Genomic DNA, 12,579 nt, shown 5'->3' with positions numbered 1-12,579 from the left:
AATTCGCGCGACATGCTTACTTTTTCTTGCGTACGTACAGCACCAGGTTGTGATCCACCAACTCGACACCGTGCTCTTCGGCAATTGCCTTCTGGAGCTTTTCGATTTCGATGCTGACGAATTCGACAACCTCACCGGTTTCCACGTTGACCATATGGTCGTGGTGGCCACCGTCGGCCAATTCGAATACCGCGTGGCCACCGTCGAAGTTGTGACGGACCACGAGGCCAGCCGCTTCGAACTGGGTCAGAACACGGTAAACCGTGGCCAGACCGACGTCCTCGCCAGCTTCCATCAACGCCTTGTAGACGTCCTCGGCACTCATGTGACGCTGCTCGGTAGAGTCGAGCATTTGCAGGATCTTGACCCGTGGCAGGGTCACTTTGAGGCCGGCTTTGCGTAGTTCGCTATTTTCAACCATGGTCAGCTTTCTCGCGATGCTGCTTCGCAGCTTCTCTTAATGCGGGTATGATCGGCGTTTACGTTGTCCCAGCCAAGATAGTGGAAGTCGCCCACCGATGCAAAACACCAAGCTCTTGCTAACCAGTTTCACCTTTGTGGGACTGCTCGCACTCGCCGGTTGTTCATTCCCCGGGGTTTACAAAATCGACATCCAGCAGGGCAATGTCGTCACGCAGGACATGATAGACCAGTTACGCCCGGGAATGACCCGGCCGCAAGTACGGTTTATCATGGGCAACCCTCTGCTTGTCGACACGTTCCATGCCGATCGCTGGGATTATCTGTACAGCCTGCAACCTGGTGGCGGTGAACGCCAGCAGGAACGCATGAGTGTCATTTTCGACTCTAACGACCGCCTTGTCAGCCTGTCCGGTGACTTCATGCCGGGTGTGAGCCGTGACGAAGCCATTCTCGGCAAGGACAGTGGCACCAGCGTGACCGCTCCTGCCGAAAACGCCGAGAAGCCAAAACCGGAAAAACCGGTCAAGCCAGGTTCCTTGCTGGATCAGATCCAGAAGGACGTCGATGGTGTGGAAACCGTTCCGGTTCCGACACCAGAGCCGCTGGACACTTCGCCGCAATAATTTGCGACGCAATAAAAAACCCGGAAATTCCGGGTTTTTTATTGCCTGCCGATCGGCGCAATCACTGTTTTCCGGCTTTGGCCTCGGCAGCCTTGGCGGCCCGCAATCGGCGCACCTCTTTCGGATCAGCCAGCAGCGGTCGGTAGATTTCGAGGCGATCCCCCGCCTGAACAACCCGCACATCCGGATCGGCAATGACTTTGCCGAAAACCCCGACCGGACAACCCGCCAGATCCAGCTCGGGAAAGTCGCCATCGATGCCGCAGGCCGACAGCGCAGCGCGCACCGTCGAACCTTCTGCCACGCTGATCGTGCGCAACACCTGACGATCAACCGCCGCGTACACCACTTCTATTTCGATCACCGGCTCAACCATGCATCTGCTTGGCGCGCTGGCAGAATGCATCCACCAGAGTGTTCGCAGCCTGATTGAACAGCGGCCCGAGTGTGGCTCGTACCAGCGGGCCGGCATAATCGAAGGACAGATCGAGGCTGATCTTGCAGGCCTTCTCGTTCAGCGCCTTGAACACCCAGACCCCGTGCAATTGATTGAACGGACCTTCCTCAAGGTTCATCTCGATCGACTGCCCCGGCACTAGCGTATTGCGTGTCACGAAGTGCTGGCTGAGGCCGCCCTTGGCCACACCGACACTGGCCCGCATGTGTTCAGGCGAGCTTTCCAGGACTTCCGCGGACGAACACCACGGCAGAAACTCCGGATAACGCGCCACGTCATTGACCAGGTCATAGAGAAATTGCGCCGGGTAAGGCAGCAGCGCTGATCGTTGAATATGTGTCGTCATGTAAGCGTCACTTCCAGAGCTGGGTGGCAAACACTACAAGAATGCCGATGGGCGCCACATAGCGCATCAAGAACAGAGACAGGGCGAACAGCGCCGGGCTGCGAATCGACAATTCGTCACGCACCGCTTCACGCCCCATCACCCAACCGGCAAACAGCACAAAGCACAGCCCGCCGAGCGGCAACATGATCCGCGAGGTGAAGAAGTCGATCACACCAAAGAAGTCCAGACCGCCTGCGGCACCCCATTGGTAGAGATGGAACATCCCGCCTTCGTTCACGAAAAATTTCGCTTCCTTCCAGATATTGAAGGAAAACACCGTGCCCAGACCGACAAACCAGCAGGTGAACGCCAACCAGAATGTCACCCACGCACGACTGATTTTAGTCCGCTCGACCAGATAGGCGACCATCGGCTCCAGCAGGGAAATCGCCGAACTCCAGGCAGCAATCGCCACCAGAACGAAGAACACCACGCCCATCAACTGGCCGAACAGCACGTTACCGAACGCAAATGGCAGGCTGACGAACATCAAGCCTGGACCTTCGCTCGGGTTCAAACCGCCAGCGAACACAATCGGAAACAAGGCCAGACCGGCGACCAGCGAAACGAAGGTATCGAGCAGCGCCACCCCCACGACGGTGCCGGAAAGCGAGGCTTCCTTGGTCATGTAGGCGCCGTAGATCATGATCGAGCCCACGCCCACGCTCAGGGAAAAGAACGCATGGCCCATGGCCGGCAGCAAGCCATCAAGGACTTTCTCCGGGTGGAAGTCGAACATGAAATGCACGCCTTCCATGAAGTGCCCGGTGGTCATGCTGTAACCCAGCAGCACCAGCACCATCACGAACAACAGCGGCATCATGATCCGCAGGCTGCGCTCAAGCCCGGCGACCACGCCTTTGGCGATCACCACCGCCGACAGCAGCATGAACACCGTGTGCCACAGCGTGATGCGCCATGGGTCGGCGATGACATTACCGAAGTAGGCGCCCACCTGATCGGCCGTCGCCCCCTGGAAATCCCCACGCCCCATATCAATGATGTAATCCAGAGACCAACCGCCGACCACACTATAGAAAGACAGGATCAGCAACGCCGTGATCATCCCGGCGAACGCGCCCCACGACCACTTGCCCGAGTGTCCGGCTTCGAGCGCCAGCACCTTCAAGGCATTGGCCGGACTCTGACGGGCACGGCGGCCGATCAGGGTTTCCGCGAGCATCACCGGGATGCCGATCAGCGCGATACACGCCAGAAACATCAGCACAAAGGCGCCGCCACCGTAGACCCCGACCATGTAGGGGAATTTCCAGATGCTGCCCAATCCCACGGCCGAACCGGTCGCGGCGAATATGAAAACCCAGCGGCTAGCCCAACTGCCGTGGACAGAAACCTTGTCTGTCGACATCGTTTATCACGCCCAAGCGTTAGAAAAAGAGGCCGCATTGTCCGGGATTCACTCAACCTGCTCAAGCACGCAGCATCACCGTAGCCGACAGCCGTTTATCTCCATATAATGCCGCCCCTATGGCTAAACAGAAGAAACACCCAACAGGGACCATCGCGCAGAACAAAAAGGCGCGACACGATTACTTCATCGAGCACAAGTTCGAGGCTGGTCTGGTCTTGGCCGGCTGGGAAGTAAAAAGTCTGCGGGCAAGCAAGCTGCAACTGGTCGACAGTTACGTCCTGCTCAAGGACGGCGAAGCCTGGCTGCTCGGCAGTCACATCACGCCGTTGATGACTGCCAGCACCCACGTCATCGCCGACCCGGTCCGCACCCGCAAGCTGCTGCTCAACCGCCGTGAGCTGGACAAGCTGGCCGCCGCCGTACAGCAGAAGGGTTACGCCTGCGTGTGCCTGTCCTGGTACTGGAGCAAGCACATGGTCAAGTGCGAAATCGCTCTGGGCAAAGGCAAGAAGGAATACGACAAGCGTGATACCGAACGCGAACGCGACGCTGGTCGCGAGTTGCAGCGTGCGGTGCGCAACAAGGGCAAGGAAGACTGATTCTTCTGCCTGAATGACCGTTCCCGCGCGCGGCTCGGGAACGGTCATGCTTACATTCCCTTGCGCCGCTCGGCCCGAGCCATGCGCTGTACTTCCTGACGCACTTCTTCCAGCACTTCCTGCACATACAGAATGTGTCGGCTGGAAACCTCTCGTGCCTGTTCCGCACGCCCTTCGATAATCGCCTGATACAGTTCCCGATGCTGCGTGATCAGCATGTCGCGGGTTTCCGTGCGCTGCTTGTACATGCCGCCGATGTTGGTCACCACGTTGCGCTTGAGCAGGTCGAACAGCCCGCGAATGGTGTGCAGCAACACGGCGTTGTGACTGGCTTCAGCGATGGCCAGGTGGAATTTCGCGTCCGCCGCGCCCTCCTCCGCCCGACTGACCTCGTCGTGACGCGAGTAGCAGTCCTGTAATTCTTCAAACGCTGCGGTCAGCCGCTCGCGATCCACATCCGTGGCACGCAATGCTGCGTAATAAGCACACGATGCCTCCAGCGTGTGGCGAAATTCCAGCAGATCGCGCTGGGCTTCAGGATTGCTTTCCAGCAATTGCAGCAACGGATCGCTGAAGGTCGAACCGAGGCTTTCCACCACGTAATTGCCGCCACCCTGCTTGCTGACCAGCAACCCCTTGGCCGCCAGCTTCTGGATCGCCTCGCGCAACGAAGGTCGGGAAACACCGAACTGCTCCGCCAATGCGCGCTCCGCCGGCAGGCGCTCGCCAGACTTCAGCGTGCCCTCGAGGATCATCCCCTCGAGCCGCTCGACAATATCGTCAGACAAACGGCGCTGACGTATCTGATCAAACCCCATCACTCAATTCTCCACGAGCCCGACCACTCGCCGGGCTCTCTATTCTGGCCTATCGGCGCCTTGCCGACACCTGCCAGATGAAACGCCCCGGACCGGATCAGATCGAGTCTGCACCGGTGATTCGACGAAAGTTTCAGGGCGGCAAATTGACACACCGACATCAAGGCTTTTACCCTAGCCAACAGCGATTGTAAATTGGTCTTACCAATTAACCAAAACGCTCACAGTGCCTGACCAACAACAATTAGGGGCCACCCCATATGCAAACCTGGCAACAGCTCTACAGCCCGCTCGGCAGTCTCGGCGTGTCCGCACTCGCGGCCGTCATCCCCATCGTTTTCTTCTTCCTTGCCCTGGCGGTGTTCCGCCTCAAAGGCCATGTCGCCGGCAGCATCACGCTGGCTCTGGCGATTCTTGTGGCGATATTTGCGTTTCAGATGCCGGTGGACATGGCGTTCGCCGCCGCCGGTTATGGTTTCGCCTATGGTCTGTGGCCGATTGCCTGGATCATTGTCGCGGCGGTGTTCCTGTACAAACTGACGGTCAAGAGCGGTCAGTTCGAAGTCATCCGCAGTTCGGTGCTGTCGATCACCGATGACCAGCGCTTGCAGGTGCTGCTGATCGGCTTCTGCTTCGGAGCCTTCCTCGAAGGTGCAGCCGGTTTCGGTGCGCCGGTGGCGATTACCGCCGCGCTGCTGGTAGGACTGGGCTTCAACCCGCTGTATGCCGCCGGCCTGTGCCTGATTGCCAACACCGCGCCGGTCGCGTTCGGTGCCTTGGGGATTCCGATCATCGTCGCCGGGCAAGTCACCGGTATCGACGCGTTCAAGATCGGCGCCATGACCGGCCGCCAACTGCCATTGCTGTCGCTGTTCGTGCCGTTCTGGCTGGTGTTCATGATGGACGGCCTGCGTGGCGTGCGTGAAACCTGGCCAGCCGCGCTGGTTGCCGGCCTGAGCTTCGCCGTGACCCAGTACTTCACGTCGAACTTCATTGGCCCGGAACTGCCGGACATCACCTCGGCCCTGGCCAGCCTGATCGCGCTGACCCTGTTCCTGAAAGTCTGGCAGCCAAAACGCACTGCGGGCGCACAGATTGCTGGCGCCACCTCGAACGTGGCGGTCACTGCCAGCGTCGGCGGTTTCGGCCAGAAACGCACCACCATCGCTTCCCCCTACAGCCTCGGGGAAATCTTCAAGGCTTGGTCGCCGTTCCTGATCCTCACCGTACTGGTCACCATCTGGACCCTCAAACCATTCAAGGCCATGTTCGCCGCTGGCGGCTCGATGTACGCCTGGGTGTTCAACTTCGCAATCCCGCACCTGGATCAACTGGTGATCAAGACTGCGCCGATCGTCGCCACACCGACAGCCATCCCGGCGGTGTTCAAACTCGACCCGATTTCCGCCACCGGCACGGCGATTTTCTTCTCCGCGCTGATCTCGATGGTCATCCTGAAGATCAATTTCAAAACTGGTCTGACCACTTTGAAAGAGACCTTCTACGAACTGCGCTGGCCAATTCTGTCGATCGGCATGGTGCTGGCGTTTGCCTTCGTGACCAACTATTCCGGCATGTCTTCGACCATGGCTTTGGTGCTGGCAGCGACCGGCGCAGCGTTCCCGTTCTTCTCGCCGTTCCTCGGTTGGCTGGGCGTGTTCCTCACCGGTTCCGATACCTCGTCCAACGCGCTGTTCAGTTCGCTGCAAGCGACCACCGCGCACCAGATCGGCGTCAACGACACCTTGCTGGTGGCGGCCAATACCAGCGGCGGCGTGACCGGCAAAATGATTTCGCCGCAGTCGATTGCCGTGGCCTGCGCCGCGACCGGGCTGGTGGGCAAGGAATCCGATCTGTTCCGCTTCACCCTCAAGCACAGCCTATTCTTTGCAACGATTGTCGGCCTGATCACTTTGGCTCAGGCCTACTGGTTCACCGGCATGCTGGTGCACTGATAACGACAAGAAGACTACAAGAAGCATGGAAATAACCGACGCCGGTTCGTGATTCCGGCGTCAGCAATTCACGACCCGGTCTGTAAGGCTGCTGAAAGCAACACGCTCTATATTCGGCAGCCTCACAGACGGATAACCGGGCCCACCCGGAGACACGCCTGATGAGCGAGCTTTTTTACAACGCGGTGCCCAACGCCACTCGCGTCGCACCGCCACTGCCAGAACCCCGGCAATACCCGAGCGAGAAGCCCTCGCGGGTCTACCTGTTCGGCACCTGCGTGGTCGACCTGTTTTATCCCGAAGCCGGAATGGATGCGATCCACTTGCTGGAGCGCGATGGGATTCGGGTCGAGTACCCGCAAGGGCAGAGCTGCTGCGGACAACCGGCTTACACCTCGGGTTACACCGAGCAGGCGCGGACGGTGGCGCGCTCGCAACTGGCGCTGTTTGCCGGGGATTATCCGGTGGTGGTGCCGTCGGGTTCCTGCGCGGGAATGATTCGTGAGCATTACGCCGACTTGTTCAAGGACGAGCCGGAAACGTTGAAACAGGTTCAGGCCCTCGCGGCTCGCACCTATGAGCTGGCCGAGTTCCTGCTGTTCGTCTGCAAGGTGCAGCTCAAGGACAGCGGCGAGCCGGTGAAAGTGGCGCTGCACACCTCGTGTTCGGCACGACGGGAAATGAACACCCACCTGCACGGCCGCGAGTTGTTGGCGCAGTTGAGCAACGTGGAACGGGTCAACCATGACCATGAAAGCGAATGCTGTGGCTTCGGTGGGACATTCAGCGTCCGTATGCCAGACATTTCCGGCGCGATGGTGGCCGACAAGACCCGGGCGTTGAAGGAATCCGGCGCGCATCAGGTGCTCAGTGCCGATTGCGGCTGCTTGATGAACATCAACGGCTCGCTGGAAAAACAGAAGGAAGCGCTGCGCGGGCAACATTTGGCGAGCTTCCTGTGGCAACGAACCGGAGGTGCCCGATGAGCACTTCCACGATTATTCCTACGGTTGCCGTAGAAGAAGATTTCCGCACCCGGGCGCACAACGCCCTGGGCGATTCGCAGTTGCGGAACAACTTCCGCACCGCGATGGATTCACTGATGACCAAGCGGGCAGCGGCTTTCAGCGATGCCCACGAAAGAGAACACCTGCGTGAACTGGGCAATGCGATCCGTGCCCGCGCGCTCTCCAAGTTGCCCGACCTGCTCGAGCAACTGGAACAGAACCTGACCCGCAACGGTGTGACAGTGCACTGGGCGGAAACGGTGGACGAGGCCAATGGCATCGTCCTTTCGATCATCCGCGCTCACGAGGCGCGGCAAGTGATCAAGGGCAAATCGATGGTCAGCGAAGAGATGGAGATGAACCATTTCCTCGAGGCTCGGGACATTGAATGTCTGGAGTCCGACATGGGGGAGTACATCGTCCAGCTCGACCACGAGAAGCCTTCTCACATAATCATGCCGGCAATCCACAAGAATGCCGGTCAGGTCGCGTCCTTGTTCCACGACAAACTTGGCGTGGAATACACCAAGGACGTTGACCAACTCATTCAGATCGGTCGCAGGGTCCTGCGGCAGAAATTCTTCGAAGCGGACATCGGCGTCTCCGGCGTCAACTTCGCCGTGGCCGAAACCGGCACCCTGCTGCTGGTGGAAAACGAAGGCAACGGCCGCATGACCACCACGGTGCCGCCGGTGCACATCGCCGTCACCGGCATCGAAAAAGTCGTCGAGAACCTGCGCGACGTGGTGCCGCTTCTGTCATTGCTGACCCGCTCGGCGCTGGGCATCCCGATCACCACCTACGTCAACATGATCTCCGGTCCGCGCAAGGAACACGAACTCGACGGCCCGCAGGAAGTGCATCTGGTATTGCTCGACAACGGTCGCAGCCAGGCGTTTGCCGACAGCGAACTGCGCCAGACGTTGAACTGCATCCGCTGCGGCGCGTGCATGAATCATTGCCCGGTCTACACCCGCGTCGGCGGCCACACCTACGGCGAGGTTTACCCCGGCCCGATCGGCAAAATCATCACCCCGCACATGGTCGGCCTGGCGAAAGTCCCGGATCACCCGAGCGCCTCTTCGTTGTGCGGCGCCTGCGGTGAAGTGTGTCCGGTAAAAATTCCTATCCCCGCGTTGCTGCGCCGCCTGCGCGAGGAGAACGTCAAAGCTCCCGACAGCCCTCATCAAGTGATGCGCGGCCAGGGCAGCAAGTATTCGCGCAAGGAACGCTTTATCTGGAACGCCTGGGCAAAGCTCAACAGCTCGCCGACTTTGTATCGACTGTTTGCGTTTTTCGCCACGCGCCTGCGCGCCCTGGCGCCGAACAACGTCGGCCCGTGGACGCAGAACCACAGCGCTCCCAAACCCGCCGCCCGCTCGCTGCATGACATGGCTCGCGAGCACCTGGCCAAACAAGGAGACCGTTGATGAGCGCCAAGCAAAAAATCCTCGGCAAGTTGCGTAAAAGTCTGACGGGTACCACACCGATTGCCGACAACTTCGATGTCGATCTGGTGACCCGGCCTTACACCTACAGCGCCGAACAACGTATCCCGCAACTGCGCAAACTGATGGAAGCGGTGCACACCGAAATCCACCTGACGTCTGCTGAAGCGTGGCCGGCGCTGCTCGCTCAATTGCTGCGTGACCGTCAGTTGCCGAGCCTGCTGATCGCGCCGACAACGCCTCACGGGCAACGCATCACACAGCACTGGGCGAACAATCCTGATCTGCCGGCACTGAAATCCTACGACCGGCCGATGGAAGACTGGAAAGCCGAGCTGTTCAACGACACCCCGGCCAGCCTCACCGGCACCCTCGGCGCCATTGCCGCCACCGGCAGCCTGATTCTCTGGCCGACCCGCGAAGAACCACGGCTGATGAGCCTGGTACCGCCGGTGCATTTCGCCCTGCTTAAAGCCAGTCAGATCCGCGACAACTTCTATCAGGTCCAACAGGAATTCGAGTGGGCCCAAGGCATGCCAACCAACGCGCTGCTGGTGTCCGGCCCGTCGAAAACCGCCGACATCGAACAAGTGCTGGCCTACGGCGCCCACGGCCCGAAAGACCTGGTGGTGTTGATCCTGGAGGACCAATGACCTTACCGGCGACTTTCCTGCGCGACGCGCAACAACTGATTCCGGCCGAACGGCGTTTCGACGATCCGCTGTCAACACTGGCCTTCGGCACCGACGCCAGTTTCTACCGACTGATTCCGCAACTGGTGATCCGCGTCGAGTCCGAAGACGAAGTGGTGGCGCTGCTGAAACTGGCCCAGCGCGATCAGGTCCCGGTGACCTTCCGCGCCGCCGGCACCAGCCTGTCCGGCCAGGCGATCAGCGATTCGGTGCTGATCGTGCTTGGGGATAACTGGAATGCCCGGGAGATTCGCGGGCAAGGCACGCAAATCCGCCTGCAACCGGGCGTGATCGGTGCCCAGGCCAACGCCTGGCTCGCGCCATTCGGGCGCAAGATCGGTCCGGATCCGGCGTCGATCAACGCCTGCAAGATCGGCGGCATCGTTGCCAACAACGCCAGCGGCATGTGCTGCGGCACTGCACAAAACACCTACCACACGCTGGCCGGAATTCGTCTGGTGCTGGCCGACGGCACGCGCTTGGACACCGAAGACGCCGCCAGCGTCGCGGCATTTCGCACAAGCCACGGCGAGTTGCTGGAACGCTTGGCGACATTAGGCCGCGAGACCCGCGCCAATGCCGAACTCGCCGCACGAATCCGCCACAAATACCGTCTGAAAAATACCACCGGCCTGTCACTCAATGCCCTGGTGGATTTCGATGAGCCTGTGGATATCTTGAGCCACTTGCTGGTCGGCTCCGAAGGCACCCTCGGCTTTATCAGCGCGGTGACTTACGACACGGTGATCGACCACCCGAACAAGGCCTCGGCGCTGATCGTTTTCCCCGACGTGGAAACCTGCTGCAACGCCGTCACCGTGCTGAAAAGCCAACCGGTATCCGCCGTGGAACTGCTCGACCGCCGCAGCTTGCGCTCGGTGCAGGACAAACCCGGCATGCCGGATTTCGTACAGCACCTGTCGAACAATGCCTGCGCGTTGTTGATCGAATCCCGCGCTGCCTCTTCCACTTTGCTGCAAGAGCAACTAGCGCAGATCATGGCGTCGCTCAACGGCTTCCTGGTGGAAAAACAGGTCGATTTCACCGAGGACCCGATCGAGAACGCCCGCCTCTGGGCGATCCGCAAAGACACCTTCCCCGCCGTCGGCGCCGTGCGCAAGACCGGCACCACGGTGATCATCGAGGACGTCACCTTCCCGGTGGAACAACTGGCGATCGGCGTGAACCGTCTGATCGAGCTGTTCGACAAACATCACTACGACGAAGCGATCCTTTTCGGACACGCGCTGGAAGGTAATCTGCACTTCGTCTTCACCCAAGGCTTCAACAGCCCGGAAGAAGTCGCACGCTATCAGGCGTTCATGGACGACGTGGCGCAACTGGTGGCCGTGGAGTTCGGCGGCTCACTGAAGGCCGAGCACGGCACCGGGCGCAACATGGCGCCGTTTGTTGAACTGGAATGGGGCAGCGATGCCTATCAATTGATGTGGCAGCTCAAGCGACTGCTCGACCCTCAGGGCATTCTCAACCCGGACGTGGTGCTCAGCGAAGATCCGCAGATCCACCTCAAACACCTGAAGCCGCTGCCTGCCGCCGACGAGATTGTGGACAAGTGCATCGAGTGCGGTTTCTGCGAGCCGGTTTGTCCATCGAAGGGCCTGACCCTCAGTCCACGTCAGCGCATCGTGATCTGGCGCGACATTCAGGCAAGAAAGCGCGCAGGGATCGACACCACCGAACTGGAAAAAGCCTACGAGTACCAGGGCATCGACACTTGCGCCGCGACCGGTTTGTGCGCGCAACGCTGCCCTGTAGGTATCAACACCGGTGAGCTGGTGAAAAAGCTCCGTGCCCGCAACGCCACGCATGCGAAAACCGCCAACTGGATCGAAGGAAATTTCGCCACCACCCTGCAAGGGGCGCGCTTCACCCTGCACGTGGCCAACGGTGCACGGATGTTGTTGGGGGCGCCGCGTCTGGCGAAGCTGTCGGCGACGCTGACGCGCCTGTCCAAGGGCCAGGTGCCGCAATGGACCAACGCCATGCCGCAGCCGGAAAAAGCCATTCGCCTCAATCCGACAATCTCGGACGAACGCCCGCGTGTGGTGTATCTGGCGGCCTGCGTATCTCGTGTAATGGGGCCGGCAGCCGGCGACAAGGAGCAGATGTCGCTGTACGACAAAACCCGTGGCCTGCTGGAAAAGGCCGGTTATCAGGTGGTGTTCCCGGACAATCTGGACAACCTCTGCTGTGGCCAGCCTTTCGCGTCCAAAGGCTATGCCGAACAGGCCGAGCACAAGCGTCAGGAGCTGATTGGCGCCTTACTGCACGCCAGCCGTGGCGGGCTCGATCCGATCTATTGCGACACCAGCCCCTGCACTTTGCGACTGGTGCAGGATGTGGGAAATGTTCGCCTTGATCTGTATGACCCTGTGCGTTTTATCCGTACGCATCTGATGGATCGTCTGGATTTCACTCCGCAAGAAGCACCGATTGCCGTTCATGTGACATGCAGCACGCAGCACCTGGGGGAAAGCCAGGCGTTGATCGAACTGGCGCGCAAGTGCAGCAAGAACGTGGTCATCCCTGAAGGCATTCATTGCTGCGGCTTTGCCGGCGACAAGGGCTTCACCACGCCGGAGCTGAACAGCCATTCTCTGCGCACTCTCAAGGATGCGGTGCAGCATTGCAGCGAAGGGATCTCCACCAGCCTCACCTGTGAGATCGGTCTGACGCAACATGGCGGAATCGACTACCACGGACTGGTCTACCTGGTGGATCGAGTGACCCGGGCCAAACCCCGTGAAACCGCCATTTGAAGAAAAATAGAACCCCT

Annotated in this window: 12 protein-coding genes; 7 read left to right on the top strand and 5 right to left on the bottom strand. The window is 59.9% G+C overall.

Translation table 11 applies throughout. The features are described 5' to 3' along the window. Nucleotides 1-16: 16 nt before the first annotated feature. The gene (gene fur, locus DLD99_RS04160; protein ID WP_064119476.1) at nucleotides 17-421 is read right to left on the bottom strand and encodes a ferric iron uptake transcriptional regulator; all 405 of its coding nucleotides are present in this window, start codon (nucleotides 419-421) and stop codon (nucleotides 17-19) included. A gap of 97 nt (nucleotides 422-518) precedes the next feature. Here fur and DLD99_RS04155 point away from each other — a divergent pair, with 97 nt between their 5' ends. Then, on the top strand, nucleotides 519-1,046 hold the full coding sequence (locus DLD99_RS04155; RefSeq protein WP_085711859.1) for an outer membrane protein assembly factor BamE: 528 nt from the start codon (nucleotides 519-521) through the stop codon (nucleotides 1,044-1,046). 61 nt (nucleotides 1,047-1,107) lie between these two features. Here DLD99_RS04155 and DLD99_RS04150 read toward each other — a convergent pair whose 3' ends face one another. The 3 genes from DLD99_RS04150 to DLD99_RS04140 are packed head-to-tail and all read right to left on the bottom strand — an operon-like array spanning nucleotide 1,108 to nucleotide 3,260. Further along, nucleotides 1,108-1,422: an RnfH family protein gene (locus tag DLD99_RS04150; RefSeq protein WP_114881375.1), complete on the bottom strand. Its 315-nt coding sequence runs from the start codon at nucleotides 1,420-1,422 to the stop codon at nucleotides 1,108-1,110. Beyond that, nucleotides 1,415-1,849 (bottom strand): type II toxin-antitoxin system RatA family toxin, encoded by a 435-nt coding sequence (locus tag DLD99_RS04145; RefSeq protein WP_003221509.1) that lies wholly within the window; start codon nucleotides 1,847-1,849, stop codon nucleotides 1,415-1,417. Before DLD99_RS04145 ends, DLD99_RS04150 begins: the two co-directional genes overlap by 8 nt. 7 nt (nucleotides 1,850-1,856) lie before the next feature. Further along, nucleotides 1,857-3,260, bottom strand: a complete 1,404-nt coding sequence (locus tag DLD99_RS04140) for a sodium-dependent transporter (RefSeq protein WP_114881374.1) — start codon at nucleotides 3,258-3,260, stop codon at nucleotides 1,857-1,859. Nucleotides 3,261-3,379: 119 nt separating this feature from the next. On the opposite strand from DLD99_RS04140, the gene smpB reads away from it, so the two are divergent. Next, nucleotides 3,380-3,862 carry an SsrA-binding protein SmpB gene (gene smpB, locus DLD99_RS04135; RefSeq protein ID WP_007953781.1) on the top strand — a complete coding sequence of 161 codons (483 nt, stop codon included), beginning with the start codon at nucleotides 3,380-3,382 and terminating at the stop codon, nucleotides 3,860-3,862. A 50-nt stretch (nucleotides 3,863-3,912) separates the two neighbouring features. Here smpB and DLD99_RS04130 read toward each other — a convergent pair whose 3' ends face one another. After that, a complete protein-coding gene (locus DLD99_RS04130; protein ID WP_085711862.1) occupies nucleotides 3,913-4,680 on the bottom strand; it encodes an FCD domain-containing protein in 768 nt (255 codons plus the stop codon). Between the two features lie 260 nt (nucleotides 4,681-4,940). Here DLD99_RS04130 and DLD99_RS04125 point away from each other — a divergent pair, with 260 nt between their 5' ends. From DLD99_RS04125 to DLD99_RS04105, 5 genes are all read left to right on the top strand, one after another. Further along, entirely contained in the window at nucleotides 4,941-6,635 is a 1,695-nt protein-coding gene (locus DLD99_RS04125; RefSeq protein ID WP_114881373.1) for a lactate permease LctP family transporter, read from the top strand. A gap of 161 nt (nucleotides 6,636-6,796) precedes the next feature. Further along, on the top strand, nucleotides 6,797-7,621 hold the full coding sequence (locus DLD99_RS04120; protein ID WP_114881372.1) for a (Fe-S)-binding protein: 825 nt from the start codon (nucleotides 6,797-6,799) through the stop codon (nucleotides 7,619-7,621). Then, on the top strand, nucleotides 7,618-9,072 hold the full coding sequence (locus tag DLD99_RS04115; RefSeq protein ID WP_085711865.1) for a LutB/LldF family L-lactate oxidation iron-sulfur protein: 1,455 nt from the start codon (nucleotides 7,618-7,620) through the stop codon (nucleotides 9,070-9,072). Before DLD99_RS04120 ends, DLD99_RS04115 begins: the two co-directional genes overlap by 4 nt. Beyond that, nucleotides 9,072-9,743, top strand: a complete 672-nt coding sequence (locus tag DLD99_RS04110; protein ID WP_114881371.1) for a LutC/YkgG family protein — start codon at nucleotides 9,072-9,074, stop codon at nucleotides 9,741-9,743. Before DLD99_RS04115 ends, DLD99_RS04110 begins: the two co-directional genes overlap by 1 nt. Continuing rightward, entirely contained in the window at nucleotides 9,740-12,562 is a 2,823-nt protein-coding gene (locus DLD99_RS04105) for an FAD-binding and (Fe-S)-binding domain-containing protein (protein WP_114881370.1), read from the top strand. The genes DLD99_RS04110 and DLD99_RS04105 overlap by 4 nt, the downstream gene beginning before the upstream one ends. Nucleotides 12,563-12,579: the final 17 nt, after the last annotated feature.

Source organism: Pseudomonas kribbensis (assembly GCF_003352185.1).
Taxonomy (GTDB): Bacteria; Pseudomonadota; Gammaproteobacteria; order Pseudomonadales; family Pseudomonadaceae; genus Aquipseudomonas; species Aquipseudomonas kribbensis.
The sequence above is the reverse complement of the archived record's forward strand: the minus strand, read 5'-3'. Positions and strand labels throughout refer to the sequence as shown.